The following is a 26,436-nucleotide window of genomic DNA, read 5'->3' as shown; positions in this document are numbered from 1 at the left end:
AAATTCTGAAAAACACGGAATGAGGTATGGTAAATCTGGTGCTTTTGTTTGGGTAATTTAATGTTTCCGTGGTAAAGGTCTTTTTACGGAGGTCTTTGTTCGGTTAATGGTTTTGATGGGTTTTTCCAGTTTTACTCCGGGGCATTTGGTACATTGCAGGCAGCGGATGCAGTCGGCCGAGGCCGGGTCCCGGGTGATGTCAATGTCCACCGGGCACAGCTTTTTGCAGTCGGCCTTATCCGAGGTCTCGTATTGGTCCACTTTTATCTGCAGAAGGGAGATCCGGCTGAACATTCCGAAGATGCCCCCCAGCGGGCAGATGAAACGGCAGAACGGCCTTTTGATGTAAATGGCGGCGCCGACGGTCAGGGCCAGAAGGAGGATCTTCAGCCAGAACAGCCAGCCCAGCATCGACAGTTCGGTGGCGAACCTGCCCAGTAATTTGACCTTGATGAAGGCCGTGACCACTATCGGGATCCCGGCCTCGAGGGTCCCCACCGGGCAGAGCTTGGAGAACCAGGGCTCATGGGTCAGCGCCGGGATGATGACGGCCGCCCCGAACAGCGACACATAGCGCCCCCAGCCCAGCCAGGAGGGCGGGTCGAATTTCTGCTTCCGGATCCTGGCCAGAATGTCCTGGAACAGCCCGAAGGGGCACAGGTACCCGCAGGCCCAGCGGCCCACCAAGGTCCCGACCAGGAAAAGGATGCCCAGCAGGAAGAAAGGGAACACCCCGATGATCACGAAGTGCTGCAGGGTCCCGATAGGGCAGGCGAACACCGACAGGGGGCAGGCATAGCAGGTCAGGGTCGGGCAGGGCAGATATTTGAGGACCGGCGCCAGAAAATACGAAAAGGTGAGGACGGTGGCCGCTATCTGGACATAGAGCCGTTTGGTCCTGGTGGTAAGTTTGCTGAACATAGTGTAATGATAAGGGATAGCGGCGATTTTGTCAATCAGCAAATAGGCCAAGTTGAGCAAACTTGCCTATCTCATCGTTCTGCGTAATTTCGGGTCGGCTTTTCTTTAGTGAAGATCTCGAACGCAATTACCAGCAGTAAGTGAGCATTTTCGGTTCTTTCTTGTCGCCAAGAAAGAACCGAAGAAGCGCCGGGGGATTTGGAACGGGCGTAATTTTAAAATAGACGTATCAGTACTTAACAATTATTTGCGTCCGATATTTTATCCTTGCACCTGTTCCGTCAAATCCCCCGGACCCCGTCTATCCGCCTTTGGCGGATCAGGGTAACCCTCATAATCTGCTTTCAGTTTCCCCGCCATCCCTCCTACGCTCTGCTGCGGCGGACAGGCAGTGGAGCGGCATTGCTGCAGCTCCGAAAAAGCATTCAGTGTGTTATTGGCCTATGACCGGTTCTGGTTCAGTGAATGCCGGAGCAAACGCCTTACCTACCGCGCAACTGGGCGGTAAAGACTTCTTTGGTTACTTTCTTGGTCACAAGAAAGTAACAGAGTTCAATTTTTAGTCCTTTGTTTTAGGCATAATCCCTGACTTGAGAGCTATGCTCCCCGGCCATATCTATTATGAAAAGCGAATTCCCCCAGCGGTTTCCGGGGAGGACGTTCCTTCTCTACCTTGGCCTGATCGGGACTCAATCTGGGGCCTATTTCCTCCGAATGTTTTCCCACATTGATCAGGGTGATCACGGTCAGGTCGGCTGGTACCCCCAAGATAGTCCGGACCTTTTCCGGATCGAACCCGGCGATGGGGTGGGCCACCAGCCCCAGCTCGGTGGCCCGCAGGATCAGATGGGCCGCGGCCATGCCGGTGTCGAACAAAAAATACTCCCGGCCGTTCTTGATCACACAGTCGTCCTCCTTTTTGGCGGCCACGGCGACGATCATCGAGGCATCGTAAGCCCATTCATTCCCCTTGGATAAAGCCCCGTGCATTTTTTTCAACGCTTCCTTCTCATAAACGAAAACGAAACGCCAGGGTTGTTTGTTGAAACAGGAGGCGGCCAAAGAAGCCGCCTCGGCCAGCTCTTTTGTCATCTCCTGGTTTATTTCCACCGGCGCCAGCGAGCGGTATGCCCGCCGGGCCTGGATGGCGGTAGATACATCCATGTGTGACTCCTTTCACCAACGTTACCTAATTAAATATACTCCATGCAGGGGCCTTTTTCAAGGCGACCAGAGATTTTTTGTTGACAGCACAGAAGGCTTGCTATAAAATAGTGCTTTGTCATTATGAAATTATAACCGAGGACAGTCGGGCGTTATATGCGCATTTGCCTCATCCCGCTAAAAACCGAAGTGCGAAAGCCTTTGGTAAATATCGAACACCTAAAAGACCGCCTTGACAAAGCAATGTGTCATCGACCGGATTTGGTCTGCTTTCCGGAATGCACTATCACCGGATACTTATGCTCCAAAGATGATTTTACAGAGTTTGCAGAACCGATACCGGGACCTACCACCAGTATAATTGGCCGACTGGCCAAGGAGAAAAAGACATACATTTGCTTTGGCCTGCTGGAATCTGCCGCTGAAGGAACATACAATACGGCAGTTTTATTTGACGGATCGGGAAACATTGTTTTGAAGCACCGTAAAATATCCGAAAAGCCGCCCTTTGTTTCCGGCAATATTTTAACCTTTGCGGACACGGCTTTGGGCAGACTGGGCATCCTGATCTGCGGGGATCTATTTGATAAAAAATGTATGGGTCATTTAGATACATCCCTGGATTTTATTCTGACGCCAATGTCCCGTGGTTTTGGCAACTTGTCTCCGGATGAGGACCGCTGGATAAAAGAGGAACGGCAAGCCTATCTCGAGGAGGTCAAAACTTCCGGAAAAACGACTTTTTTAGTAAATGCATTGGAGACCTGCAAAGAGGGGCCTGCCTTTGGAGGGGCCATGGTAATTAACAGCCAAGGCTGTCTATTAGCCGAGTCCAGACATGGAACAGATACGGAATTGGTTTGGGATCTTAACTCTAAAATTCAACTTTAGTTGGAGAACTTCATGTCCATCTGGCAACTGCTGTTGACACTGCTGCCCATCGTCATCATACTGGTGATGCTGATAGCCTTCAAACGTCCGGCCGACCAGAGCGGCCTGGCCGGATGGCTGGCCATCTCTCTGACCGCCTTTTTCTTCTTTCACACTTCGGCCGAGGTCATCCTGCGCTCCACCGGCGCCGGCATCGTGCGCTCCCTGTCGGTCTCCCTGATAGTGGCCACCTCGCTGCTGCAGATGGCCCTGATGGAGAAGACCGGGGCCTTAAAGAGGATCATCATCTTCATCAAGACCCTGGCCGGGGGACACCGGGCGGTGCAGATCATGATGATCAACATCGGATTCGGCACGCTGATGGTGGCGGTGGGGGCCACCCCGGTCTCCATATTGCCGCCCATCTTGCTGGCCATGGGCTATTCATCATACGTGGCCATCGCCCTGCCCTCCATCGGCTACGACTCGCTGTGCACCTACGCCCTGCTGGGGGCGCCCATCGTGGTGTTCGTGGACATCGCCAACAGTTTTCTGGGCAAGGGCAACGAGATCGGGCTGAGGCAGGCCGGGCAGGTGTTCTTCATGTTCCTGCCGCTGGTCTCCACCATGATCGGCTTCTGCATGCTGTGGATCGTGGGCAAGTGGCAGGCGGTGCGGCAGGGCTGGCTGCCCTGCCTGCTGACCGGCGGAGTGATCGGGCTGGTGGCCTACTTCACCAACCGCTTCGAGAATCTGGTGGTGCTGACCGGGGTGCTGTGCGGGCTGGCGGTGATCGCCGCCATGGCCCTGTACCTCAAGGCCTCCGGCAACAAGATCATCGACCGCAGCCTGCTCAATTCCGAGGAGATGGATTTCGAGAAGACCTATCCCCTGTGGAGGGCCTTCATGCCCTGGCTGATACTGATCGGGCTGATCCTGGCCCTGAACATCCCCAAGGACAGTTTCAATTTCCTGTACCGCACCCTCCGGCTGCCGATCAACGGGCTGTCTGCCGACGGCAAGCCCCTGGACACCCGGGCCCTGTGGCAGGCCTACACCTGGATACTGGCCAGCACCGTTCTGGCCCTGCCGTTCCTGAAACCCAACAAGGTCCAGATCAAGGACACCATGAGGATATGGCTCAAGCGAGCGCCCCGGCCGGTGTTCGCCGCCGCCATCTTCTTCGCCATTGGCGAGATCATGAATATGTCGGGCTATGACATGGCCCTGAAGCAGTTTGCCGTGCCCAGCATGATCCGGGTGCTGGCCGACTACTCCACCCAGATATTCGGCGGGGCCTACGGCGCGGTGGTGTCCTTCATCGGCCTGTTCGGCGGGTTTCTGACCGGCAGCGAGGCCTCGGCCATCGCCATGTTCGCCAAGTACACCATGACCACCGCCCAGAACCTGGGCCTGTCGCTAAATGGGCTGATCATTGTCACCGCCGGGCTGGCCTTCGGCGGCGGGCTGGCCAGCGTGGTCTCGCCGGCCAAGCTGCAGAACGCGGCGGCCTCGATAGACAGGATAGGGGAGGAGACCAAGGTCATCAAGATCGCCTTCGTCTTTTCGCTGATCCTGACCGCGGTCACTTCTTTGTTCGTGGTGGTGCTGTTGAGGTTCTACGGGTAGAACCGCAGGCCCCAGGATTTGATGATATCCGGTCAAGCAAAAGCCCTCCCGAAAACGGGAGGGCTTTTTTTACAGCAGATAGCAGTAGGCAGTTGGTTAATTATTTTATCATTTCTGGGGTTATTCCCTCCGGCAGGCCCTGCGGGAAGCGGGCGAACAGTTTAAGTTCTTCAAATGTCATGGCCCGGCTGTCCATTTCATAGGCCTGGGAGGCACCAACCGCGATCACGGATGTGGCAATTAAGTTTATGGGAGCGGTAAAAATAAAAAACAGGCCATGAGAAAGTGATCCCAGTGTGTACAGGGGCACCGCCCAGCCATAATTCTTGCCGTTAGCGTACCTTAAGGAAAACGATTTGATATCCATCAGGGGGGATAAAAAACAATGGGCCAGGCTGTCGAGTTCCTCCCGCACCACCAGAACAGAATCGCCCACCGCTATAAGCTCCCCGGCATATACCTTTCCGCTATGAGTGCTGATCACGATATAGGCGCCATGGTTCTCCTCGCCGATCATCTCCTGCTCCGGCAGATAGCTTACCGGGGCGGCGCAGGAGGCGGTCAGGGCGGCCAAAACAAAGGCCGCTCGGAGCAGGTTATTTTTTACCATAATAACTGAACATCCTATGATCTATTTTTGTATTCCAGAATTCCCTTTCCATCACCGTTTCATAGCGCTTGTAATCGGCGGCCTCCTCTTTAAGATACATCTTGGGCACCATCAGCATCCGGGCCAGCTTGCCCAGGTCCTTCTCCTTGATCCAGCTGCTGCGCATCCATTCCAAATAGTATCCACTGGAATACAGAAACAGTTCGTAATCGGCCGAATCATCGGGCAGTATAAAGTCAAAGCGCCGGATGTCGCCCGGCATAGATATTATGGGCCGGGTGAAATTGTCTGCCGATGAAAGAGCCGGTTCCGGTCCCGTCTTGAAATATTCGATCTTTTCCGGGGAAAGAATCACCGGTTCGGCCGGACCGATGATCCCGGCCAGGGCCAGATAATCAATCCGCCACAGGCCCCGGTTCAAGACCAGCTTGATCTTTAAATCCCCCTTGAATCCGGAAAGGCTTTTATTGAAAGGCAGCAGCTGATGGTTGAATGCGATGGGTCCGGTTTCGTAAAAGCCGCCCTGCTTGAGCCATTTATCAGCGCTTTGATCACACAGGTAAACTTCTATGTCGCCCAATTCCCGGCGGATCCCGCCCAGATCCTTTTTTTGACCGGCTCTTTTTTCCATCTCGGCGAAGACGCTGCCCATTTCATCGCCCATATACCCAAAGGCGCTGAAGATCAGATATGTGGTCATCATGGTCTGGCGGAAACTTATCACCAGCCCGGCCTGGTTTAGGTTTGCCGGATCGAACGACAGTATTATTTCCTCCTTGCTGCTCATGTTCTCCGGGTCGGACAGGCTGAAGCGTTCCACCTTGTCGGCATTCTCCAGCAGAGTGGTGCAATCTCCCTCATCGGCGATGGCGCTTTTAAGCGGCAGCGACTGATGGCAGCGGAAGAACTTGTTCTGCGGGGTGTGGAAGATCCTTTCCCCCTCCCTGCGGGGAACAGCATACATTCTGACGTCCTTGACCACATGGGTTTCCATGGCCTCGTTCTTCATCTTAAGGGATATTTTCGGGCTGGCGATCCGGTCGTTGTTAAGGGCGTCTATATCCGAGGTCTCCAGCGATGGTGCGATAGCATTGGAGAAGCCCTCGGCATCGGAGTGGAAAACATTTTCATCACTGCCCAGATAGAAGGTGGGGCAGGAGCCGAAACAGGCCTTGGGATTGGTCAGGCAATAAAGGGCCAGGACCACATCCAGCCCGGCCAGAATGGAAAGGGCGGCTACCCGTTCGTTTTCCGGACCCACCAGTTTCTGGTTGGTCTCAAATACCGCCACGCTGTCGATATCGATAGTAAGCCGCCCTTGCTGTTTGTTGTTTCGGTTGAAATCATAGCGGTCCCCCTCGCCCACCAAGAACTGGTAAACAGTGTCAACCCGCCAGGTGTCCCGTAAGATGCAAATGTCCCCGTTCTTTAGATGAGCTTTCAAAAAAGGCTTGGCGGCCAGATTCTCCATATCGTGCAGCAGGGCATTGGCCCGGGTGTAATCCTTTCTGAAACCGTAGTGCCGGGCACAGGTGATTACGATCAGGGCCAGGCAGAGCAAGGAAATTCCCAGGATGATTGTTTTTTTCATCTTATAGAGCTAATTTATAGTTTTTTATATTGTATTTATTCTACATTCATCAGGACGTTAAAGTCAAGAAAATAATAAAAAAGCCGCCCTTACGGGCGGCGGTGCGTTAAACCAAGGCTTTTAATTACTGAGCACGTACTTCAGGTTGCTTACCGACACCACATCGCTGATGCATTCCACAAACCGGATATTCTCGTGGCTGGGGCTGGCCAGGGCATTCCGGATCATGATGGCGGCGAAACCTTCGTCCTGGGCCCCCCGGTAGGTCGAGAGCACGCAGTACTCGGCCCGGAATCCGGCCAGAAAGATGGTATCCACCCTCAGATCCTTGAGGACCTGGCAGAGCCTGGTCTGATGAAACGAATTGCCGTGTTCCTTTTGGAGATGGATATCGGTGGGCAATATCTTCAAGCCCTCCGGTATCTCATATCCCGGATCCCCGGGCGCCAGGCCGTCCTTGGGGGAAAGGTGCTGGACGCATATCACCGGAAGGTTCCGCTCCCGGAACAGCTCTATGGCGCTGTTTATGTAGGCCTTGGCCTGTTCCAGCGACCGGACGGTATGGGGATCGCCGGATAAGAAAGCCTTTTGAAAATCTATGATTAAAAGGGCGGGTTTCATCTCGAGATCCTTTCTGTTAAAAATACAGCAGGTATTTGGCCTTGACGGCGCTGATGGTGTACTGGGGCTGCATGAAGCCGTTGAGGTCCTGGGCCTGATAATCGTTGAGGGCCACATAGATCCAGCTTTTGGGGGCGAAGTTCCAGGAGAACAGGGCTCCCATACGGTTGGACAGGTGCTGGGACGAGGTCAGTTGGGTCTTGGGGGCCAGGAACACCATCTCATTGAAGGCCGAAAGGGTCATGGTGGGGGTGATCCGGAAATCCATTCTGGGGCGGATGACCGACCAGCTGGCCAGGATGCTGTTGGTGGTGTCCCATTCCATCCACAGGTTGGTGAGCAGGGTCGTGCTCAGCGGCGAGATGAGGGAATAGCTGGCCACCATATAATTGGAACCGTTGTAGGCCAGGTAGCCCCGGTTGTAGTTGTATTCGTAGGCGTAGCGGCAGCCGGCGTTGAAATTATTGCCGAACAACATGCTCCAGGCGCTCAGATCGAGGCTGCGGAACAGGTAGCTGGTGTCGGCCTCGTATCCCCGCCCGGCGTTCAGCTCCAGGCTTCCGCCCCGGTTGCGGCGGAAGGTGGGATTTATGATCAGCGATCCGATCTTCGACCATTGGCTGCTGCCCGGCTGTTTTTCCAATGTTCCGCCCAGGTTGATGACCAGATTGCGCAGGGCGCCCTGCCTGTAGGTCCAGTATGGTCCGCTGCCTATTGTCAGCTTGCTGCGGCCGGCCCAGGGCACAAATCCGATGTCCGAAACATCGAAGGAATCGTTCACCACCTCGGCGGTGGCCATGGTCAGCAGCGGCCCGGTGAAGCCCCGGAAGCCGGCGGTGCCGGCCCAGCCGGTCTTGCCGCTGCGGTCCGAGAAGGCCGCCTGCATGATCAGCTGGTTGGGGCCGCTTCTCAGCACCGTCTCCAGGGCCGAGGAGCAGTTGTAGTTTTCGCCGTCGACCATGGTTCCGCTGGCCAGAATACCGAGCTCGGAGTTGGCCAGTATCCGCCGCCTGGCCCTTAGGGCGCCGAAACGACGCTGGGGCTCGGCGATGCCCAGCTGTTGGTCGGAGTACCTGTCGGTCATGGCCGCCAGTACCCCCAGGTTCCAAGCGGAGGTCTTATGGGTCAGCTTGGCCCCGCCCATTATCTGGACCGCTTCTCCGCCGATGGAACGGCCCACCGCCCGGGAGTAAAATATGTTCAGAGGCGAGAACCCGTCCCCGTCGCCGAAGCTGGAAAGCCGGAATACATCCTGCCCGTCTACAAAAAACGGCCGCTGTTCCTGGAGGTAGCGGGGGTACCGGGAAAGGTTAAGGGAAAACTGGTCAGACTCGATCTGGGCAAAGTCGGGATAGGCGGTGGCGTTCAGGGTGGTCTGCGGGGTCAGGTCCCATTTCATGGTCAGGCTTCCGCTGGGCTGGGCCTGGTCCTTGAAGCCGGCGAACTTGTCGTTGCGCATGAATCCCTCGGGGTACAGCTCGAAGTAATAGCCCGTTGCGCGTGGCTCGATGCCGGCCAGCTTTCCCCAGCGGGAGATCAGGTCGTTGTCGCGCTGCGCCACCGGGACCCAGGAGTCGTCCTCGAAGTTCTCGGCTATGTGCCGCCGCAGCTGCAGCCCCCATTCCGAAAGCCCTTTTTTATAGCGGATGGTCTTGAACGGTATCTTGAACTCCACATCCATCCGGTCGGGGTGGACCTTCACCGCCTGGTACCAGACGCCCTCCCATGCCAGGTCCATGCTGCGTCCGTCATCGGTGTACATGCCATCCCAGAAAATGCCGCTGGCATACTGCCAGAAGAAATAACCGCCGGTCCGGCTGCCCATGGGATCTATCCCGATGAGCACATAATCCTCATCCTTGGTATAGCTTTTGGTGGGGGGATTCTTCTGCGAATAACAGCGGAAGGCGACATACAGGTTCTCGTCGTCCTGCATCAGATAGGCCACAGTCCGCTCTCCGGGCCGGGCATTCTCATAGGGCCGGTTCTGGACGAAATCGCTGACCGAATCGGCCTGCTGCCATATCTCTTCGATGATCCCGTCTATTTCGGGGGCCGTCATGGTTCGCTGGACAGAGATCGTTTTATCCAGAGTCGTTTCCTGGGACAACAGGCCGGCGGGGGAGAACGGCAGAAAGAGCAGGAAGGCCAGTAATGTTACAGGTAAAACCTTTTTCATGGGGGTTCTCCTGAAAATAAGATTTTTGTTATGGTTATCAGCAGGACCGATAATTAGCGAACCAGGGCCGTTAAGTTTGAACGGGCCATGATCAGGGCCTCAGCATAATTTCTTCCGGTATGGGAAATTTTATCCTGACCCAGGTTATCCGCTTTGGCGATACGGCAGAAGCCCTTGATCAAAAAGCTGCCGACCTTTTTAAAGGTTTTCAGCGCCAAGCGTTCAACGCCTTTTGCTTGATTGAATTCGCGATCGTTGCGGCTCATTCTATGGTTTGGAACGCTGACCATCAATGCAACATCGGCCCTTTCGCTGACCAACGAGACGGGGGGCGTTTCTATGGTTTTGGATATTATTATCTGTTCGGTCACAGACATTGCATTGCAGGCAAGTACCAGCCCGATCAGCCCGGCGGTTGTTAGCAGTATCTTTTTCATGGGAACCTCACATTTAAGGGGTTAATTATTTTAATAAACGGACAAACGTTTGTTTATGGGTTGGTTAAAAAAATATATCCCGAGAATTTAGGGCTTTAAATAGATTCTTTCATTTTTGTATCCTCCCAATTAATACGATGTTTACCCGTTCGAGGTTTCCTGTTGTCCATATTTCATCTTGTCTTTCTGGGTGGCATAGATTACCCCGTGGAAATACTGGTTGACCAAGAGGTCCGTAAAACGTTCGTAGAACAGGTCGTCGAATTCGAACTTATTGGCTATTCCTTTGGCGCTTTCAGCTATTTTGGTCTTTTGCTCCTCGGTCATCTTCTCCCAGGTGTACCTCTGCTGGAAATGGTTTTTTATCATGCCGCCTAAAAAGCCATTGTAGATGCTGGAGTGCACCTGGTCGGCCAAATTGACTCCCATCTGGGTGAAAAGGCTGTTCATCAGGGAGAAATTCATTTTCCCCCATTTTTCCTTGATGGCGTGGATCTCCGGGATGTCAAAAAGCATGGTGTTAAAGGCTATCAGGGCCACCTCATTGTTTTCTCGAAAGAAGGTCACCACATTGGAGACAAGTTTTCGAACCCGTTCTTCGGGCGGGGTGGTATCGTCGCCGGCCGAAGCCTGGGCCTGGTGGTATTTCTGATAGGATTCATCCAAGATGTCCCTCAATATGCCCCCCTTGCCGCCAAAGTAATAGTTGATCATGGCAATGTTCACCCCGGCTTGCTTGGCGATCTCGCGGACCCCTATGGCCTCATAACCTTTATTTACAAAAAGCAAACAGGCAGCATTGAAGATGCGTCTTTTAGGATCGGTTAGGGCGTTATTTTTAGGGGACATGGGAATCTCCTTGATTAATCAAACGTTTGTATTATACCATTAAACTTCAGTTTTGTCAAGCCCTTTTTTATAAAAAGCGAAAATATTTTAAAAATATTTGTATATTATTGTAAATCAATGATATACAAAATTAAAAACCGCCTTTTTATGGCGGTTTTTAAAGATCCTCAAACTTAGTTTGATATAAATTTGATAATTTCCTTTATATCCGGCAATTCTTTTATCGGGTAAACCTTCACCCAGATCACCTGGCCGAATTCATCAACAATAACATTAGCCCGCTCGGAGAAGCCTTCCTTCTCCCGGAACAGGCCGTAAGCCTTGGCCACCTTGCCATGAGGCCAAAAATCGGCCAGCATCCGGAGATTCTTTACCTTAAGAGCCCTGGCCCAGGCATGTTTGGAGGGAATGGTATCCACGCTCAGCCCAACCGGCATGGTGTTAAGCAGGTCAAAAGTCTTGAGATTTTTATCCAGTGACTGCATCTGCCTGGCGCAGACCTTGGTCCAGGCCAGGGGATGGAATGACAGCAGCACCTTGCGTCCCCTGAAAGCGCTCAGCCTGAATTCGGCATGGTGCTGGTCCTTTAAAATAAAATCAGGTGCCTTTTGGCCGATCTTGATCACCGGCATAGTTCATCCTCCTGAAAAAATTGACTCTGGATTCCGGATCAAGTCCGGAATGGCTCTATGGCCGTTCTATTGCAGGCCGATGCAGGAATAGCAGATGGCCATGGCGTTAATGTACAGGGGTTTCAGTTCTTTTCGAAAAACGCCGGCCGTTATGGCGGCGATGGAGAGTATCAGGATAATTATCCCGGCGGTTTTTTTCATGGTTATTTCCCGGAAAGGTAGTCGTCCAGCTTTTGGGTCTTATAGGCCTGGGTGGAGACATAGGCCAGGATCTTTAAATACACCGGGGCCTCGATATATCCCGGCAGGATACCGATCACCTTTCCCTCGCTGTCCATGAACAGGGTGGAGGGAAAGCCGCTGACCTTCATGCCCATGGTAAAGTCCGACTGGGCCATGGTCTTTCCCAGGTATGTGATCTGGTCCGAGCTCTCGCCGTTTATTTTGGCGATGACGAAATTTTGCTTCAGGGCCGCCGCAACCGAAGAATCGGCGTAGGTTTTATCGTCCATCACCTTGCACCACTTGCACCAGTCGGTATAGAAGTCAACCACCACGTATTTCTTGTCGGCGGCGGCCTTTTCCATGGCCTGGTCGAAGGCCAGCCACTCGGCCTTGGCCGGAACCACCTTGGCCTCGTTGTTCTCGGCCTTCTTGTTGCCAGCGCAGGAAATTCCGGCGGTCAGCGATAAGGACAGGATCATCAGGGGGAGGTATCTCTTCATTGGGCACTCCTATGGTTGTTAAATTTGTAAACTATTTTTTGAGGCCGGCCATCATCAGTCCGCCGATAACCGCCCATACCAGGATGCTTATCCAGGGGTTGGCGGCCATGGGGCAGGCTCCGGTGCGGCAGCCGATGAACTTGTAATACAAAAAACCAACAGTTCCTCCTCCGGCCGCTCCCAAAACTATCTTGAGAATCGGATGCATCAGCTTATCACCCGGCTTTCAATCTTCATATTTGTCCCGTTCTGGATGGTGGCCGAGACCGAGCAGTATTTTTCCTTGGACAGCTGGATGGCCTCCTCCAGAGCCTCCGGCGGGACCTTGCCCCGGGCCTCGAAGACGAAGTTCATATCGGTGAATCTTTTGGGATGCTGGCTGGCCCTGGCTCCGTCCATCAGCACCCGGAAGCCGGCCAGGCCCACCCGTTTCTTCTTGAGTATGGAAACCACGTCCATGGCCATGCATCCGGCCTGGGAGATCAACAGCAGCTGCATGGGGGAGAACCCGGAGGGGATGCCGTCCTTTTTTGATTCCAACACCAGGCCGTGGCCGGCGTCGTCGCTGGCGGTGAACTGCAGGTCCCTGACCCAATCCAATGTCAATGGCATATATCTCTTTTATCTTATGATATGTTTGTGATTAATAATTTTCAGCCATTGCTTCGTAATAGCTCTGGGGATGGGCGCAGGCCGGGCAGGATTGGGGAGCCTCATTGCCCTGGTAGACGTAACCGCAGTTGCGGCAGCGCCACTTGATGGGCTGGTCCTTTTTGAACACCTGTTTTTTCTCGAGGTTGGCCAGCAGTTTAAGATAACGGGCCTCATGCTCCCGCTCCACCTCGGCGATGAACAGGTATATCTTGGCGATCTCGGAAAATCCCTCCTCATCGGCGATGGCGGCGAACTCCGGATACAGCTTGGTGTGCTCCTCGTTCTCGCCCTCGGCGGAGGCCTTCAGGTTCTCAGGCGTGGTGCCGATCTTGCCGGCCGGATACATGGCGGTGATCTCAACCCCGCCGCCCTCCAGGAATTTGAAGAATCTCTTGGCATGCTCCTTTTCGTTCTCGGCCGTTTCGGTGAAGAACCATGATATCTGCTCATAGCCCTCCTTCTTGGCCACCGAGGCAAAATAGGTGTAGCGGTTGCGGGCCTGGGATTCCCCGGCGAAGGATTTGAGCAGGTTCTTTTCGGTGCGGGTTCCTTTTAAGCTTTTCATTTTTCCTCCTGAAATTATTTTAATAAGGAAACCAGGAACACTGCAAACAGCCGATCCTGGATCCGTGTCTTCCTAATGATTGTTATCCCTGAGTCAACCATAACCCGTGCAGGTTGCAGAATTCCTTGGCCGTCACTTTCTTGGCCCGGCATAGAAATTCGGCCTCCGGAGCATCCCCGGGCTTCAGATATTTGCGAAGGACCCGGCCGTCGGCATACAGGGCGATCCACTCTATATAATGCTTCTCCTCCATGGGATGCGCCACCGAGCCGACCCTGACCTTGTATCCATCAGCTGTCTTCTCGATCACCGGCAGGTGCTTCTCCCTGGCGGCGTCGACCGTATTTTCGGCATAGAGCTTCATGGGCTTGCCGCAGCAGACCAGCTCTCCCTTGCCCCCGTGCAGCACTTCCACGATATTGCCGCAAATCTCGCATTTGTAGATCTGATTTCTCTCAGCCATGATGATTCTCCTTTGGTTGGGGCAATTCATGAATTGCCCGTACTTTGATTATTAAATTATCTGCCGTTATGAGGTGGCGAACCGTTTCCTTACATTAATTCTATATACTGCTGGGCGGCGATGGCCGCGGTGGCGCCGTCGCCCACCGCACCGGAGATCTGCCGGACCAGCTTTTTACGGATGTCGCCGCAGGCAAATATGCCCGGGACCGAAGCGGCCATATTTTCATCGGTGATGATGTATCCCTGCTGGTCGGTCTTGACGGCATCCTTTACCAGATCGCTGTTGGGCTTATAACCCACGTAGATGAATGCTCCGGTGACCGGGATCACCTCTTCCGCCAGCGTTTGTTTGTCCATGACTTTGATGCCGGTCACCCCGGTGCTGCCCTCGATGGCCAGGATTTCCTTGTTCCAGGCAAATTCTATCTTATCGTTGGCGAAGGCGATCCTCTGGATGGAGTCGGCAGCCCTTAAGGCATTGCGGCGGTGGATAACAGTCACTTTTGAGGCCAGCCCAGCCAGGTAGATGGCCTCCTGCACCGCCGAATCACCGCCGCCCAGCACTGCTACCGGCTGGTTTTTAAAGAAGGCCCCGTCGCATACCGCGCAGTAGGAGACCCCTTTGCCCAGCAATTCCTTTTCCCCCGGCACCCCCAAGGTTTTTGGGAAGGCGCCGGTGGCGATGATCAGGGCCCGGGATTTGACGGTGCTGCCGTCGGACAGGGATATCAGCTGAAACTTATCATGGGCCGAAACGCCGTCGGCCTGGGCCGAAAGAATCTCGGCCCCGAATTTTTTGGCCTGTTGTTCCATCCTCTGGGCCAGTTCATAGCCCGAGATGCCTTCGGGGAACCCGGGATAGTTGTCTATCCGTTCGGTATTGGCCACCAGGCCGCCGGGCATCATCTTTTCTATTATGGCCGCCTTCAGGCCGCCCCGGCCGGCATACAGCCCGGCGGTCAGCCCGGCCGGGCCGGCGCCCAAGATGGCGATGTCGTAATTTTTAACGTTTTCCATATTTTGCGTTCAGTTCAACGAATTGGCCGGGACAGGGGCCTCTTGAAAGACCCGGCAGCTTTGCAGACAGCGTCCGCAATTGGTGCACTTATCCTGATCGATATAAGGCGCCTTAACGCCTTCCTGCTTGATGGCGCCTGCCGGGCATACCCGTAAGGACGGGCAGCGGTGGTTCTGGGGGCAGTATTCGGATTTAATAACTATCATGTTTTTTGGACGCAGATGTGCGTGGATATACCCAGATATAATCCAGGTATGGTTTTGTTTGATATTGAGGTATTTTAATATTTGACAGACCGAAACACCAAATCAATAAAATCTGCGTTGATCAGCGTTCCGGAGTTTTTATTCTGCGGCTTTTAATATGTGGTTGATGAAAACCGGCTCGGGCTGGGCTCCCTCGAACTGGATGGTCTCGTTGATGATCACCTTGGGGACGCCCATCACCCCGTATTTCTGGACCAGGTGCGGGAACTCCGCCGATTCCACCATGTGGGCGGTGACCATGTCGCTCTCGATGGCCGCCTGATGGGCCATCCGGACCGCGGCCGGACAGTAGGGACAGGTGGGGGTGATGAATACCTGGATCCTGACCGGCTTGGCTATCTTCTTCAGTTTTTCCCGGGAGTCGAGGGTCAGCCCGGTGGTGCCCCGGGAGACGTCGATGATGTCCTCGATCAATGATGTGAACTCAAAACCGGAGGGGGCCCCGAAGAAACGCACTCCGTAATCCTTTTGGCCTATCAGGGCGATGCCCGGTATCTTGTCGATGCCGTACTGGTCGGCCAGGGATTTATCCTCCAAAAGATCATGCTTCTCCAGCGACAGCTTGTCCGAAAGGGCGGCGATCTCGGTCAATATCTCCTCGGTGGGCTGGCAGTACAGGCATTCCAGCCTTTGGGTGAATAACACCATCTTTACCGGGTTGACCAGCTTTCCGGAGAATTCATGGCGCAGATGATCCTGGTCCTCTTCCCTCAACATTCCCATGATACAAAACCTCCTTGATTTATTGCCATCCTCAGCGGCAGTTCCCGGAGACGCTGCACTGAGATGCTGTTCCCGTGATTATCCCCCGGACCACCTGGCCCCCGAAAGCCAACAGGGCCAGCAGGGAAAATATTATTATCAAGTGGCGGGCATGTTTGTGCATCATCAGTGGCTAAAGTCCGCAGGAGCCAGAGGAGCAGCCGCAGTTGCCGGAAGGGCATGACCCGACGGTGTCTCCACTGGAAAAGGGATCCGAGCTGCTGACCGAAGCGGCAAAGGTGGAGAGCATCTTCTCGGTCTTTACTCCGCATTTCGAACACCGGGGGGCCGGGGCGAAGAATGATGCCACCAGCTCTTCGGTCTTCACTCCGCACTGGGGGCACTGATATTCGTAGATCGGCATTTTATATGTTATTCCTTTGTTTTTTTATTGGTGTTGATCCCGAAGACCCTGTAAAGCAGACAGAAGCCGGTGACGGCGGTTATCAAAGCGATGGCAGCCAGCACCAGCAGGACCCATTTTATCGGACCGGCCATCAACAGGCCTGCGGCCAGCAGAGCGATGCCCAATACGGCCCGGATGATCCGGTCAAGGGCGCTTTCGTTGGTTTTCATGGGGATCCTCCTTATTTATTTATCGCGGCGTCCAGCCTGGCGGCGATGGCCGGTTTGGGCATGGCGCCGACCAGGGTGTCAACTATCTGGCCGTTCTTGAAGATCAGCATGGTGGGAATGCTGCGGATGCCGAACTGGGAAGATTTTTGGGGGTTGGCGTCGACATCCAGCTTGGTCATCTTTATCTTCCCCTGGTAATCGTTGGACAATTCCTCGATGATGGGCCCCACCATCCGGCAGGGGCCGCACCAGGCCGCCCAGAAGTCCACCAGAACCGGGAGGTCGGATTTCAAGACCTCCTGGTCGAAGTTTCCGTCGGTCAAATGCGCTACTGACATTTTGTCTCCTTTGTGTTATCAAAATAATTTGGTTTCTCTGAATTTAGATGCCGCAATCCGCCAAAGGATTCAAGGTTTAATTTTTGCCTTTGCTCCGGGCCAGTTTGATGGTGGCGAACAGGCGCTTTTCGGCATCCTTGGGCAGGGGCTCCTGTTCCAGAGAACGGTACAGGGTCACGGTCCTTTTCAGGGTGTCAAGATACATCCGGCAGTCGGGGCACTCGGTCAGATGGGCCTCCAGTTTGCGGCACAGATGTTTCCTGAGATCCTGGTCCAGATACTCGGAAAAGGCCGCCGTCATCCGGTGGCAGTGGTGCTGGGCCTTTTTAGAAATTATTTTCGGCATGTCAACTATCCTTTAAATAACCCGACAGGTTTTTCCTCAAAAATTCCCGGGAACGGTGAAGCTTGGATTTCATGGCCGGCAAGGTGAGACCCAGTATCCTAGCCACCTGGCCGCCATCCAGCCCCTCGATGTCCCTTAAAACCACCACCGCCCGGTCCCTGGCGGGGAGCTTCTGCAGCTGTTGATCCAGCACCGCCCGGAATTCGCTGTTCAGCAGCGATTCCAGGGGCGAGGCCGCCTGGTCCGGCAGCTCTTCGATCACGTTAAGCGACAGGTGGCCGGAATCGCGGCCCCGGCGTTTGCTGCGGCGCAGTTTCATCAGGCTGAAGTTGGTGGCCAGGCGGAACAGGTAGGTGGCCAGCTTGGATCCGCCCCTGAAATGATGCAGGTTCTGATACAGGGCGATGAAGGTCTCCTGCAGAACGTCCTCGGCCTCGCTTGGGCTGCCCAGCAGCCGCAGGGCCACCGAATATATCCGAGACTGGTGCAGTTTCACCAGCTGGTTGAAAGAACGCGAATCTCCGTCCCTGGCCTGCTGTAATAAAATATCTTCGTCTATTTGCTGCTTCATGTATTTAGATGTCAAATATGATTAAAGGATTCAAAATAAATAAAAAATGTCCTTGACAGGATAAAATAGTGGAGTTATGATAATCGCAATGTGTTATAGTATAGTAACCGTTCCCTCAAAAGATCCATAGAACAGCCTAACCCCCTTTTTAATAGTAATTCAAAGAGCGGTAAATGTCAATAGCGGGAGAAAAGAAACCCGCTGGCGCGGCAAATGCAATTGAGGAGTCAGAATATGTTCACCGGAAAAGAGGAGCATAAGATTAGTTTTAAGAAAGCGCAGGCTCTGGTCAAGGCCTATCAAAAAAACCAGGCCAAGAAAAAAGTGAAAGCGCTTTATTTCAGCAGGGATGCCATCGGCAAAATATTAAAACAGAAGGGCTGCCTCGGCCTGCGCATATATTATGCTAAAAAACCCACCGGGGCCAATACCCTGGTCATGACCGGGGTTGACAAAAAGGGGAATGATATTGCCAAAGGGCTTTTGGCCGAGTTTGGATTTCCCTGTCCGCCATATTGTCCGCCGGATAGAAGCATAATATAACACAGAAGGTTTGTAAGCATCATGCATACCGCTGATTACGTTTTGGGTGCCGGATATTATCTATCGCTGCTGTTTCCGATCGCAGGCGGGGCGTTCTTTTTAAAAAAAATGCCCAAAGCAACAAAAATATTTTTTTTGCTGACAGTTATCGCCTTTATAGCGGAAACAATTGCTTTGTCGATGGCCCTGAGGAAAATAAATAACTATTTGGTGTATCAAATCTATTTTTTTATTGAAACGGTAATAATTGCAATAATTTTCTGCCGGTGGAACGAGAGATCTCTTATTAGGGCGATAATAGCGGCGGGGTGCGCTCTGATGGCGATAGTTTGGATTTATTTCAATGTTATCGGCCCCTCCAAGGATGGCTTTGCCAATATGCCCCTGTTGATAGAGAGCATTGTTTTTATGCTGGCGGCAACCCATTTTATGATATATATGTCAATATGGGGAAAGACTTCTATATTCGATGATCATCGCTTTTGGATCTGCCTGGGCCTGCTTCTCAACTTCACCGGAAACATACTGATATATTCCAACCTTAATTTTGTTTTTACCCAGGCCGCGCCGTTGTGGAGGATCAACTGGGTCGTCAGCTTTTTGGTCAATGGGATTTACGCCACAGGCTTCATAAGCCTCAAATGGACCGATAGGTCGGCACCGCGGTTGACCGTAAGTGGGAAAGAAGCGGTCTGGGAGGTGGCAGATTGAATAATTATTTGATTTTATTATGAACAATGGAAACTTATATTGGCTGATTTTAGCCGGAAGCGGAACGATGCTGCTCTTGTTGGGCGCCTTTGTCGGCGCGGTCTTCTTGGGCCACCGCAAGATAAGCCATCTTTCGACCGAACATCAAAAACAGCTGGAAAAAAGCGAGGCCCGGTTCCAGCGGCTGATTGAGAACAGCCCGGTGCCCATTGCCGTGACAAATCTGCAGGGGTTTTTGTACGCCAATCCTGCCTTTGCCAAAATGCTGGGTGTGGAAAAGGCGGATCAACTGCTGGGGCAGAGCATAAGCAACTTCATGCACCCGGATTACCGGCAGATAGAGCAAAACAGGATCGAACGAGTGATAACCAACCGCATCAATGCCGGCCTGCTGGAGCAAAAAGTGGTCCGGCGGGACGGGGTGGAGCTGGATGTCAAAACCATCAGCTCGCCAATCGTCTTTGCCGGCCAGCCGGCCGCCCAGATCACCTTTCAGGATATCACCACCAGCAAGCACATCCAGCATCTTCTGGAGAAAAACCAGCGGGATCTGGAGGCCGAGATCAAGGGAAGGACCAAGGAGCTTTACAACTCAAATCAGAACTTAAAGCACGAGATCGGCCAAAGGGTGTTGATCGAGGAGATCCTCAGCACCAGCGAGAAACATTTTCGTTCGCTGATAGAGAACAGCCTGGACCTTATTGCCATCGTGAGCAGGGAGGGCCGCCTGACCTATGTAAACCCCATGGTGAAAATAATGCTGGGTTACGACGGAAAGGATGTTCTTGGAGCAGGGGTATATGATTATATCTCTCCCGAGGATATGCCGGAAGTGAAAAGGATCTTCGGAGAAGTTGCCTCCAGGGTGGGGGAGGTGCGGGGTGCGGATTTCAGGGTCAGGCATAAGAACGGCAGCTACCTGACCATCGAAGCGATGGCCAGGAACATGCTGGACCTTCCGGCAGTCAACGGCATCATGATCACCATCAAGGACGTGACCGAGAAGCGGAAGGTCCAGAAACAGGTGGAGTACCTGAGTTTTTATGACCGGCTTACCGGGCTGCACAACCGGGCCTTTTTCGAGGAGGAGATTTTAAGGATCGACACCAACCGCCATCTGCCCATCACCATCATCGTGGCCGACGTCAACGGCCTCAAGCTGGTCAACGACGCCTTCGGGCATCTCGAGGGCGATGAACTGCTAAACCGGGTGGCCCAGGTTCTTAAACTGTGCTGCCGGCGCGAGGATATCATCGCCCGGTGGGGCGGCGACGAGTTCGCCCTGCTGTTACTGAACACTCCGGGCTACAAGGCCGACGAACTTTTCCAGAGGATAAGCCAACTGTGCCAGGAAAAGGTCAAGGGTCCGGTTACCTTGAGCCTGGCGATGGGCCATGCCACCAAGAAAAAGATGGAGCAGAACATCAAGGGCGTCCTGAAGGAAGCCGAAGAAAACATGTACCGCAGCAAGATGATGACCAGCAAAAAGGTCCGGACCGACATCATGTCCCATCTGCTGGGATTGTATTACCAAAAAGGACAGCGGACCAGGGAGCAGCTGAAGGTATTGCAAAGCCTGGCCCGGGAGATGGCATCGGCCCGGGGGCTGACCCCGCCCGAAACCTTAAAATTGCAGCAGGTGCTGGAATACTGCGACATCGGCAATATAGCCATAGAGCAAAGACTGTTCAATAAGAAGGATCGACTGACCGCCGAGGAATGGAAGATGATGCACCGGCATCCGGAGATAGGCTATCATATAGTCCAGAACACCCCGGAGACCGCCGACCTGGCCGAGCCCATCCTGGCTCACCATGAGTGGTGGGACGGCAGCGGATATCCCCGAAACCTGAGGGGTGAGGACATTCCCCTATATGCCCGAATGGTTTCCATACTTAACGCCTACGACGCCCTGACCCAGAAGAGGCCCTACCGAAAGGCAGTCGGGCCGGAACGGGCCATCCAGGAGATCAAAAGGTGCGCCGGCACCCAGTTCGATCCCTTCCTGGCGGAGGTGATGGAGGAAATAACGATCCGGCAGTGAGGACAATGTCGCTGGCGTATGTTTGCTTTATCATTTGAAATGAGGTGAAAAAATGAGAAGCTTGGGGGCAAAGCCCATCAGAATGCCATGGCGGTTGGCCGTGGTGTTTTTTATTCTGGCTGCGGCCTTTTGCCGGCCGCCGGCCGGCGCCCAGACCGTCCGGGTGGGGATCTACCAGAACCCTCCCAAGGTCTTCTGGAACGGGAGGGGAAAACCCCAGGGGATCTTTGTTGACATAATGGATCAGATCGCCAGGAACGAGGGCTGGACGGTGGAGTATGCGCCCGGCACCTGGAGCCAGAACCTGGAAAGGCTGGAGAAGGGCGAACTTGACCTGGTGTTGGATGTCACCTATTCACAAGACAGGGCCGAAAAATTCTCTTTCAATAAAATATCGGTGATCGAATCCTGGCTGCAGGCATTCGCCGGCAAGGATGTCAAACTGGAAAGCGGCAAGGACCTTGACGGGAAAAGAATAGCCGTGCTTAAAGGGGCGATCCAGGAGGAATACCTGCCCCAGGAGATCAAGGGGCTGTTGAATATCGATTTTACGCTGCTGCCCTGCCCCGATTATGCCGGCACCGTGGAGGCCCTGCGGAAGGGCCGGGCCGATGTCATTATAGCCAACCGTTTCTTTTATTTTTCCGACCTGCGGGGCACGGATATTCTGCCCACCTCGGTGATGTTCCGACCCTCGCTGATTTATTTCGCCTTTCCCAAGGGCCGGGATGAACCGATCATCAACCGCATCGACCGCAATCTCACCAGCATGAAGAACGATCCAGGCTCGGTGTACTACCGGTCTCTTAACAAATGGCTGGGAGAAAGGCCCCCGGCTATGATCCCCCGCCATGTGAAATGGGTTTTGGGGGCCTTGATCGGAGGGCTGGCCTTAATGGCCCTGTTCAGCCTTATGTTGAGGAGGCAGGTAAAGGCCAGGACCTCAAAAATTTCGCAGTACAGCCAGGACCTCAAGGAATCAGCAACCCTGCTGGGGGCGGTGTTTGACGTCATCCCCGATATACTGGGGATCCAGGATGCCGAGCATGGGGTGGAAAAATACAACCGGGCCGGCTATGAGTTTTTAAAATGCTCTCATATTGACATCAAGGGAAAGAGGTGCTTTCAGCTTATCAACCGCGAAAAGCCCTGCGATAATTGCGCCACGGCCATAGCCATAGATACAAAAAAACCCGCCCGGGTGGAGAAATATTTTAAGGACCTGGGGGTATGGATCGACGCCCGTTCCTATCCGGTGCTGGACGAGGGGGGCCAGGTGACCAAGGTGGTGGAGCATTTGAGGGATATCACCGAACAAAAACAGGCCGAACAGGCCCTGCTGGAAAAACATCAGGCCTTGCTGGTGCTCAACCAGAGATTGACCGAAACCGATGAGGAGCTTCAGGCCTCTGACGAGGAGCTCAGGCAGCAACTGGCGGAATTGCAGGCCAGCCGGGATGCCTTGCTGGCCTCGGAACAGAGATACCGCAACATATTTGAAAACACCGGCACGGCCATGGCCATCATCGAAAGCGACCTGACCATATCCCTGGCCAATCAGGAGTTCGAGAAGCTCTCCGGCTTTGACCGCAGCGAGATCGAAGGACAGAAAAAGTTGACCGAGTTCGTCTGGAAGCCCGACCTGGAGCGGATGGAGGAATACCACCGGCTGCGCCGAGATGACAAACCGGCCGCACCCCCCAAGTACGAATTCCGCTTCATCGACCGGATCGGCAAGATAAAGGACATATACCTGACCAGCGACATGGTTCCCGGAACAGAGAAGAGCGTGGCCTCGCTGCTGGACATAACCAAGAGGAAATCGGCAGAACTTCAGATCCGGGCCGCCCTCCGGGAAAAAGAGGTGCTGCTGCGGGAGATATCCCACCGGGTGAAAAACAACCTGCAGGTGGTCTCCAGCCTGTTAAGCCTCCAGTCGGGCTATGTCCACGATCCCCGGGACAGGGAGATCTTTTTAGAGAGCCAGAACCGGATACGCTCCATGTCCCTGGTGCACGAGAACCTGTATAAATCCTCCAATCTGGCCAGGATAGACTTCGGCCCCTATGCCCGGAACCTGATCAGCGATCTGATCCGGTCATACGGCATCATCAGCGACCAGATAGTACTGACCATGGATATAAACGACATAGAATTGGGGGTGGATGTGGCCATCCCCTGCGGGCTGATGATAAACGAGATGGTGTCCAACAGCCTCAAGCACGCTTTTAAGGAGCCTCCGCTCGGGGGCAAGAAATGGGAGATCACCGTCCGGCTAAAACTGGAGGACGATGTCCTTTACCGTCTGGAGGTGGCCGATAACGGGACCGGGTTTGCCGAAAAGGCCGCCCCGCTGTCAGACCCGGCCACCCTGGGGCTGCAGTTGATCACTATTTTGGCCGAGCAGCTTGGCGGCAAGGTTGCCGTGCGCCAGAAGAACGGCACCAGGTATGTGGTTGAATTCAGGAAGGTTGCATAGATAAGACAGCCGCCGGAAAGGGCCTGAATGATCAGGCCCTTCCTTTATTTATCATTTGCAAAATAACCCGATAAATGGTATGATTACTGTTTAAATAAACCTCCAAATATCAAGATAAAAGCAATAGGCTCAAGATGGACCAAAAGCTGTCTAAAAAGTGCGCTGATACCCTGAGGATGCTGGCGGTGGATGCGGTGGAAAAGGCCAATTCCGGACATCCCGGACTGCCCATGGGGGCGGCCGATTTCAGCTTTGCCCTGTGGCACGATTTCCTGTCCTTCAATCCCCGGGATCCCCAATGGCCCAACCGGGACCGCTTCATCCTTTCGGCCGGGCACGGCTCCATGCTTTTGTACGGGTTGCTGCATCTTTTCGGGTACGACCTGCCGCTGGAAGAGCTGAAAAGGTTCCGCCAGCTGGACAGCCGGACCCCGGGCCATCCCGAGTACGGGCACACTTCGGGGGTGGAGATAAGCACCGGGCCGCTGGGCCAGGGCTTTGCCAGCGGAGTGGGCATGGCCATCGCCGCCAAAATGGCCGCCCGGAGGTTCAACGATGAAGAGTTCAATATCATAGACCATAAGGTATATGCCCTGGTGTCCGATGGCGATCTGATGGAGGGCATCTCCACCGAGGCGGCCTCCATCGCCGGACACCTTAAGCTGGGCAATCTGATCTGCCTCTATGACGACAACGGCATCACCATCGACGGCAGGACGGACCTGTCATTTTCCGAGGATATCAGGGCCAAGTTCAAGGCCCTGGGCTGGGGGGTCCTGATGATTGACGGGCACGACCAGGCCCAGGCGGTCAAGGCTCTAAAATCGGCCGACAGGGATGCCAAAAGGCCGTCCCTTATCATTGCCAAGACCCATATAGCCTACGGCAGTCCCAACAAGCACGACAGCTCGGCGGCCCACGGCTCGCCGCTGGGGGCCCAGGAAGCGCTGGCCACCAGGAAAAACCTGGGCTGGCCGGAGGAGACATTTTACGTGCCGGCCGATGTTCGACAGGCCTGCGATGCCAGGGTGAAGAAACTGAAAAGAAAATACACCAAGTGGCAGAAGGAATTCAAAGCCTGGAAAAACCGCAATCCACAAAAGGCCCAGCTGTGGGACGGCATGTGGTCAAAGCGGCTGCCGGATGATATCGAGGAACAATTGCTGGGATCTTTATCCGCCGAGGCCGCCGCCACCAGGAGCCATTCCGGCAAAATCATCCAGAGGGCGGCGGAGCTGGTGCCTTCGCTGATCGGCGGTTCGGCCGACCTGGGGCCCTCCACCAACACCGAGATAAAGGGATCAACCTTCGTTTCGGCGGATGATTTCTCGGGCCGCAATTTCCATTTCGGCATCCGGGAGCACGCCATGGCGGCCGTCATGAACGGGCTGTCACTTTACGGCTGTTTCATTCCCCTAGGTTCCACTTTTCTGGTATTTTCCGATTACTGCCGGCCGTCGATCCGACTGGCGGCCCTGATGAAGCAGCAGGCCATCTATGTCTTCACCCACGATTCCATCTTGGTGGGCGAGGACGGGCCCACCCATCAGCCGATAGAACAGGTTTCGGCCTTAAGGCTGATCCCCAACCTGAAAGTGATCCGCCCGGCCGACGGCCCGGAGACGGCCCTGGCCTGGGCCGCGGCCCTTAAAAATACCGGCGGTCCCACCGCCCTGATCCTGACCCGGCAGAAACTGCCGGTCCTGCCCCGCCTGAGCATCGATGCCGAACAATTCCGCCGGGGCGGCTATGTGCTTGAAACATTGGGGCACACACCGGAGATCTGCATCATGGCCTCGGGATCCGAGGTCTGGCTGGCTCTGTCGGCCGCCCAGTCCCTGCAAAAAGAGGGTCTGTCGACCACGGTGGTGTCCCTGCCCTGCCTGGAAGATTTTTTAAGACAGCCGGAGGATTACCGGGATTCGGTGGTTCCCCCTCGGGCGGTAAAGGTGGCCATCGAGGCCGGCAGGGGGGCGTTATGGCGGGGCCTGCTGGGCCGGGACGGCCTGTTCATCGGCCTGGAGGATTTCGGAGCCTCGGCCCCGGAATCGGACCTGGCGGAGAAATTCGGGCTTACACCGGATCGGGCGGCAAAAAGGATAGCCGATCACCTCAACCAGCTGGGAAAATAAGGAAGGGGCAAGCTGTTTTTTACAGCCGGAATTATTGACAAAGCCAGGTTTAATGATTATATTTATTCGGTCCCAAAATTATCAGGGAAAGATAGCCGGGCCGATTTTCCTCCAAAGCATTGTAAGGAGCCGGTTTAGTGGAGTTAAAGAAAAACAGCGGTCTGTACAGAAAATTGAAGGCCAGGCTTAAGGAGCTGATGTCTCAGGGTAGCTATTACAAACAGTTGTCCGATGAGAATTTTGACAAATATGTCCGGGCCATGGCCGATTTCGACAACTATCGCAAGAGGGTGGCCAAGGAATATCTGGAGAAGGAGGCCGAAGCCAACCGCAACATGATCGCCAAGCTTCTGCCGGTGCTGGACAATTTCGACCGGGCCATAGAAGCTTCACGGAGCGGGGCCGAGAACGACGAAGCCTTGAGATCGTTCCACCAGGGGGTCCAGATGATAGACCAGCAGATCCACAAGATCCTGGAGAACGAGGGGCTAAAGCCGTTCAGCAGCAAAGGGGAGGAATTCGACCCGGCCCGGCATGATGCCGTTCTGTCCATCGAGACCGCCGAGCATGAACCCAACCAGGTGCTGGACGAGGTGGAGAAGGGCTTCGTCTTTCGGGGCAAGGTCCTAAGGCATGCCCGGGTGACGGTATCCAAGCGTCCGGGCGGGGAGCCGGAGGAGCCGAATGAAGAATATCCGGAGGAGGCGGACCAGAATCAAGAGACCACGGAATAGAATC

Annotated in this window: 32 protein-coding genes; 8 read left to right on the top strand and 24 right to left on the bottom strand. The window is 54.3% G+C overall.

Going from position 1 to position 26,436, the window contains the following annotated elements:
• Nucleotides 1-57: 57 nt before the first annotated feature.
• Nucleotides 58-921 (bottom strand): 4Fe-4S binding protein, encoded by an 864-nt coding sequence (locus tag RDU76_08380; GenBank protein MDQ7798940.1) that lies wholly within the window; start codon nt 919-921, stop codon nt 58-60.
• A 597-nt stretch (nt 922-1,518) separates the two neighbouring features.
• Nucleotides 1,519-2,085: a nitroreductase family protein gene (locus RDU76_08375; GenBank protein MDQ7798939.1), complete on the bottom strand. Its 567-nt coding sequence runs from the start codon at nt 2,083-2,085 to the stop codon at nt 1,519-1,521.
• Nucleotides 2,086-2,241: 156 nt separating this feature from the next.
• Here RDU76_08375 and RDU76_08370 point away from each other — a divergent pair, with 156 nt between their 5' ends.
• Both RDU76_08370 and RDU76_08365 read left to right on the top strand, forming a co-directional pair.
• Nucleotides 2,242-2,976: a carbon-nitrogen hydrolase family protein gene (locus RDU76_08370; GenBank protein ID MDQ7798938.1), complete on the top strand. Its 735-nt coding sequence runs from the start codon at nt 2,242-2,244 to the stop codon at nt 2,974-2,976.
• A 12-nt stretch (nt 2,977-2,988) separates the two neighbouring features.
• A complete protein-coding gene (locus RDU76_08365; GenBank protein MDQ7798937.1) occupies nt 2,989-4,584 on the top strand; it encodes an L-lactate permease in 1,596 nt (531 codons plus the stop codon).
• Between the two features lie 100 nt (nt 4,585-4,684).
• On the opposite strand, the gene RDU76_08360 is transcribed toward RDU76_08365, so the two are convergent.
• The 22 genes from RDU76_08360 to RDU76_08255 all read right to left on the bottom strand — a co-directional run bounded on the left by RDU76_08360 (nt 4,685) and on the right by RDU76_08255 (nt 17,789).
• Nucleotides 4,685-5,194, bottom strand: a complete 510-nt coding sequence (locus RDU76_08360; GenBank protein ID MDQ7798936.1) for a hypothetical protein — start codon at nt 5,192-5,194, stop codon at nt 4,685-4,687.
• Nucleotides 5,181-6,785, bottom strand: a complete 1,605-nt coding sequence (locus RDU76_08355) for a hypothetical protein (protein ID MDQ7798935.1) — start codon at nt 6,783-6,785, stop codon at nt 5,181-5,183. Before RDU76_08355 ends, RDU76_08360 begins: the two co-directional genes overlap by 14 nt.
• A gap of 120 nt (nt 6,786-6,905) precedes the next feature.
• The gene (locus RDU76_08350) at nt 6,906-7,406 is read right to left on the bottom strand and encodes an isochorismatase family protein (protein MDQ7798934.1); all 501 of its coding nucleotides are present in this window, start codon (nt 7,404-7,406) and stop codon (nt 6,906-6,908) included.
• A 16-nt stretch (nt 7,407-7,422) separates the two neighbouring features.
• Nucleotides 7,423-9,585, bottom strand: a complete 2,163-nt coding sequence (locus tag RDU76_08345) for a DUF5916 domain-containing protein (GenBank protein MDQ7798933.1) — start codon at nt 9,583-9,585, stop codon at nt 7,423-7,425.
• 53 nt (nt 9,586-9,638) lie between these two features.
• Complete coding sequence (locus RDU76_08340; protein ID MDQ7798932.1) at nt 9,639-10,022, bottom strand: hypothetical protein; 384 nt, start codon at nt 10,020-10,022, stop codon at nt 9,639-9,641.
• A gap of 141 nt (nt 10,023-10,163) precedes the next feature.
• Nucleotides 10,164-10,871, bottom strand: coding sequence for a TetR family transcriptional regulator (locus RDU76_08335; GenBank protein ID MDQ7798931.1), 708 nt, complete (start codon nt 10,869-10,871; stop codon nt 10,164-10,166).
• 173 nt (nt 10,872-11,044) lie between these two features.
• Nucleotides 11,045-11,503 carry a redoxin domain-containing protein gene (locus RDU76_08330; GenBank protein ID MDQ7798930.1) on the bottom strand — a complete coding sequence of 153 codons (459 nt, stop codon included), beginning with the start codon at nt 11,501-11,503 and terminating at the stop codon, nt 11,045-11,047.
• Nucleotides 11,504-11,569: 66 nt separating this feature from the next.
• Nucleotides 11,570-11,704, bottom strand: coding sequence for a hypothetical protein (locus tag RDU76_08325; protein MDQ7798929.1), 135 nt, complete (start codon nt 11,702-11,704; stop codon nt 11,570-11,572).
• A 2-nt stretch (nt 11,705-11,706) separates the two neighbouring features.
• Nucleotides 11,707-12,228, bottom strand: a complete 522-nt coding sequence (locus tag RDU76_08320; GenBank protein MDQ7798928.1) for a DUF255 domain-containing protein — start codon at nt 12,226-12,228, stop codon at nt 11,707-11,709.
• Between the two features lie 31 nt (nt 12,229-12,259).
• Nucleotides 12,260-12,436: a hypothetical protein gene (locus RDU76_08315; protein ID MDQ7798927.1), complete on the bottom strand. Its 177-nt coding sequence runs from the start codon at nt 12,434-12,436 to the stop codon at nt 12,260-12,262.
• Entirely contained in the window at nt 12,436-12,840 is a 405-nt protein-coding gene (locus RDU76_08310) for an OsmC family protein (GenBank protein MDQ7798926.1), read from the bottom strand. The genes RDU76_08315 and RDU76_08310 overlap by 1 nt, the downstream gene beginning before the upstream one ends.
• 31 nt (nt 12,841-12,871) lie before the next feature.
• Complete coding sequence (locus RDU76_08305) at nt 12,872-13,447, bottom strand: rubrerythrin family protein (protein ID MDQ7798925.1); 576 nt, start codon at nt 13,445-13,447, stop codon at nt 12,872-12,874.
• An 82-nt stretch (nt 13,448-13,529) separates the two neighbouring features.
• Nucleotides 13,530-13,910 carry a desulfoferrodoxin gene (locus RDU76_08300; protein ID MDQ7798924.1) on the bottom strand — a complete coding sequence of 127 codons (381 nt, stop codon included), beginning with the start codon at nt 13,908-13,910 and terminating at the stop codon, nt 13,530-13,532.
• 89 nt (nt 13,911-13,999) lie between these two features.
• On the bottom strand, nt 14,000-14,929 hold the full coding sequence (gene trxB, locus RDU76_08295; protein ID MDQ7798923.1) for a thioredoxin-disulfide reductase: 930 nt from the start codon (nt 14,927-14,929) through the stop codon (nt 14,000-14,002).
• A 9-nt stretch (nt 14,930-14,938) separates the two neighbouring features.
• Entirely contained in the window at nt 14,939-15,136 is a 198-nt protein-coding gene (locus RDU76_08290; protein ID MDQ7798922.1) for a 4Fe-4S binding protein, read from the bottom strand.
• Between the two features lie 138 nt (nt 15,137-15,274).
• A complete protein-coding gene (locus tag RDU76_08285; protein ID MDQ7798921.1) occupies nt 15,275-15,919 on the bottom strand; it encodes a thioredoxin family protein in 645 nt (214 codons plus the stop codon).
• 31 nt (nt 15,920-15,950) lie between these two features.
• Nucleotides 15,951-16,085 carry a hypothetical protein gene (locus RDU76_08280; GenBank protein ID MDQ7798920.1) on the bottom strand — a complete coding sequence of 45 codons (135 nt, stop codon included), beginning with the start codon at nt 16,083-16,085 and terminating at the stop codon, nt 15,951-15,953.
• A gap of 6 nt (nt 16,086-16,091) precedes the next feature.
• Nucleotides 16,092-16,322 (bottom strand): zinc ribbon domain-containing protein, encoded by a 231-nt coding sequence (locus RDU76_08275; GenBank protein ID MDQ7798919.1) that lies wholly within the window; start codon nt 16,320-16,322, stop codon nt 16,092-16,094.
• An 8-nt stretch (nt 16,323-16,330) separates the two neighbouring features.
• Nucleotides 16,331-16,534: a DUF2892 domain-containing protein gene (locus RDU76_08270; protein ID MDQ7798918.1), complete on the bottom strand. Its 204-nt coding sequence runs from the start codon at nt 16,532-16,534 to the stop codon at nt 16,331-16,333.
• Between the two features lie 11 nt (nt 16,535-16,545).
• Nucleotides 16,546-16,872: a thioredoxin gene (gene trxA, locus RDU76_08265; GenBank protein MDQ7798917.1), complete on the bottom strand. Its 327-nt coding sequence runs from the start codon at nt 16,870-16,872 to the stop codon at nt 16,546-16,548.
• A gap of 76 nt (nt 16,873-16,948) precedes the next feature.
• The gene (locus RDU76_08260; GenBank protein MDQ7798916.1) at nt 16,949-17,218 is read right to left on the bottom strand and encodes an anti-sigma factor; all 270 of its coding nucleotides are present in this window, start codon (nt 17,216-17,218) and stop codon (nt 16,949-16,951) included.
• 1 nt (nt 17,219) lies between these two features.
• Nucleotides 17,220-17,789 (bottom strand): sigma-70 family RNA polymerase sigma factor, encoded by a 570-nt coding sequence (locus RDU76_08255; protein ID MDQ7798915.1) that lies wholly within the window; start codon nt 17,787-17,789, stop codon nt 17,220-17,222.
• A 234-nt stretch (nt 17,790-18,023) separates the two neighbouring features.
• On the opposite strand from RDU76_08255, the gene RDU76_08250 reads away from it, so the two are divergent.
• From RDU76_08250 to RDU76_08225, 6 genes are all read left to right on the top strand, one after another.
• A complete protein-coding gene (locus tag RDU76_08250) occupies nt 18,024-18,332 on the top strand; it encodes a hypothetical protein (protein MDQ7798914.1) in 309 nt (102 codons plus the stop codon).
• A 21-nt stretch (nt 18,333-18,353) separates the two neighbouring features.
• On the top strand, nt 18,354-19,043 hold the full coding sequence (locus RDU76_08245) for a hypothetical protein (protein ID MDQ7798913.1): 690 nt from the start codon (nt 18,354-18,356) through the stop codon (nt 19,041-19,043).
• A gap of 67 nt (nt 19,044-19,110) precedes the next feature.
• Complete coding sequence (locus tag RDU76_08240) at nt 19,111-21,087, top strand: PAS domain S-box protein (GenBank protein MDQ7798912.1); 1,977 nt, start codon at nt 19,111-19,113, stop codon at nt 21,085-21,087.
• An 82-nt stretch (nt 21,088-21,169) separates the two neighbouring features.
• Complete coding sequence (locus tag RDU76_08235) at nt 21,170-23,566, top strand: histidine kinase dimerization/phosphoacceptor domain -containing protein (protein ID MDQ7798911.1); 2,397 nt, start codon at nt 21,170-21,172, stop codon at nt 23,564-23,566.
• 134 nt (nt 23,567-23,700) lie between these two features.
• Nucleotides 23,701-25,698, top strand: a complete 1,998-nt coding sequence (gene tkt, locus RDU76_08230) for a transketolase (protein MDQ7798910.1) — start codon at nt 23,701-23,703, stop codon at nt 25,696-25,698.
• A gap of 137 nt (nt 25,699-25,835) precedes the next feature.
• A complete protein-coding gene (locus tag RDU76_08225; GenBank protein ID MDQ7798909.1) occupies nt 25,836-26,432 on the top strand; it encodes a nucleotide exchange factor GrpE in 597 nt (198 codons plus the stop codon).
• Nucleotides 26,433-26,436: the final 4 nt, after the last annotated feature.

The sequence above is a fragment of the Candidatus Edwardsbacteria bacterium genome, assembly GCA_031082425.1.
Taxonomy (GTDB): Bacteria; Edwardsbacteria; AC1; order AC1; family EtOH8; genus UBA2226.
Note: the sequence above shows the minus strand (reverse complement) of the source record. Positions and strands in the feature narration are given on the sequence as shown.

Coding starts and splice junctions, on each gene's coding strand:
- RDU76_08380 (MDQ7798940.1), bottom strand. CDS start 921: ATGTTCAGCAAACTTACCACCAGGACCAAACGGCTCTATGTCCAGATA.
- RDU76_08375 (MDQ7798939.1), bottom strand. CDS start 2,085: ATGGATGTATCTACCGCCATCCAGGCCCGGCGGGCATACCGCTCGCTG.
- RDU76_08370 (MDQ7798938.1), top strand. CDS start 2,242: ATGCGCATTTGCCTCATCCCGCTAAAAACCGAAGTGCGAAAGCCTTTG.
- RDU76_08365 (MDQ7798937.1), top strand. CDS start 2,989: ATGTCCATCTGGCAACTGCTGTTGACACTGCTGCCCATCGTCATCATA.
- RDU76_08360 (MDQ7798936.1), bottom strand. CDS start 5,194: ATGGTAAAAAATAACCTGCTCCGAGCGGCCTTTGTTTTGGCCGCCCTG.
- RDU76_08355 (MDQ7798935.1), bottom strand. CDS start 6,785: ATGAAAAAAACAATCATCCTGGGAATTTCCTTGCTCTGCCTGGCCCTG.
- RDU76_08350 (MDQ7798934.1), bottom strand. CDS start 7,406: ATGAAACCCGCCCTTTTAATCATAGATTTTCAAAAGGCTTTCTTATCC.
- RDU76_08345 (MDQ7798933.1), bottom strand. CDS start 9,585: ATGAAAAAGGTTTTACCTGTAACATTACTGGCCTTCCTGCTCTTTCTG.
- RDU76_08340 (MDQ7798932.1), bottom strand. CDS start 10,022: ATGAAAAAGATACTGCTAACAACCGCCGGGCTGATCGGGCTGGTACTT.
- RDU76_08335 (MDQ7798931.1), bottom strand. CDS start 10,871: ATGTCCCCTAAAAATAACGCCCTAACCGATCCTAAAAGACGCATCTTC.
- RDU76_08330 (MDQ7798930.1), bottom strand. CDS start 11,503: ATGCCGGTGATCAAGATCGGCCAAAAGGCACCTGATTTTATTTTAAAG.
- RDU76_08325 (MDQ7798929.1), bottom strand. CDS start 11,704: ATGAAAAAAACCGCCGGGATAATTATCCTGATACTCTCCATCGCCGCC.
- RDU76_08320 (MDQ7798928.1), bottom strand. CDS start 12,228: ATGAAGAGATACCTCCCCCTGATGATCCTGTCCTTATCGCTGACCGCC.
- RDU76_08315 (MDQ7798927.1), bottom strand. CDS start 12,436: ATGCATCCGATTCTCAAGATAGTTTTGGGAGCGGCCGGAGGAGGAACT.
- RDU76_08310 (MDQ7798926.1), bottom strand. CDS start 12,840: ATGCCATTGACATTGGATTGGGTCAGGGACCTGCAGTTCACCGCCAGC.
- RDU76_08305 (MDQ7798925.1), bottom strand. CDS start 13,447: ATGAAAAGCTTAAAAGGAACCCGCACCGAAAAGAACCTGCTCAAATCC.
- RDU76_08300 (MDQ7798924.1), bottom strand. CDS start 13,910: ATGGCTGAGAGAAATCAGATCTACAAATGCGAGATTTGCGGCAATATC.
- trxB (MDQ7798923.1), bottom strand. CDS start 14,929: ATGGAAAACGTTAAAAATTACGACATCGCCATCTTGGGCGCCGGCCCG.
- RDU76_08290 (MDQ7798922.1), bottom strand. CDS start 15,136: ATGATAGTTATTAAATCCGAATACTGCCCCCAGAACCACCGCTGCCCG.
- RDU76_08285 (MDQ7798921.1), bottom strand. CDS start 15,919: ATGGGAATGTTGAGGGAAGAGGACCAGGATCATCTGCGCCATGAATTC.
- RDU76_08280 (MDQ7798920.1), bottom strand. CDS start 16,085: ATGATGCACAAACATGCCCGCCACTTGATAATAATATTTTCCCTGCTG.
- RDU76_08275 (MDQ7798919.1), bottom strand. CDS start 16,322: ATGCCGATCTACGAATATCAGTGCCCCCAGTGCGGAGTGAAGACCGAA.
- RDU76_08270 (MDQ7798918.1), bottom strand. CDS start 16,534: ATGAAAACCAACGAAAGCGCCCTTGACCGGATCATCCGGGCCGTATTG.
- trxA (MDQ7798917.1), bottom strand. CDS start 16,872: ATGTCAGTAGCGCATTTGACCGACGGAAACTTCGACCAGGAGGTCTTG.
- RDU76_08260 (MDQ7798916.1), bottom strand. CDS start 17,218: ATGCCGAAAATAATTTCTAAAAAGGCCCAGCACCACTGCCACCGGATG.
- RDU76_08255 (MDQ7798915.1), bottom strand. CDS start 17,789: ATGAAGCAGCAAATAGACGAAGATATTTTATTACAGCAGGCCAGGGAC.
- RDU76_08250 (MDQ7798914.1), top strand. CDS start 18,024: ATGTTCACCGGAAAAGAGGAGCATAAGATTAGTTTTAAGAAAGCGCAG.
- RDU76_08245 (MDQ7798913.1), top strand. CDS start 18,354: ATGCATACCGCTGATTACGTTTTGGGTGCCGGATATTATCTATCGCTG.
- RDU76_08240 (MDQ7798912.1), top strand. CDS start 19,111: ATGCTGCTCTTGTTGGGCGCCTTTGTCGGCGCGGTCTTCTTGGGCCAC.
- RDU76_08235 (MDQ7798911.1), top strand. CDS start 21,170: ATGCCATGGCGGTTGGCCGTGGTGTTTTTTATTCTGGCTGCGGCCTTT.
- tkt (MDQ7798910.1), top strand. CDS start 23,701: ATGGACCAAAAGCTGTCTAAAAAGTGCGCTGATACCCTGAGGATGCTG.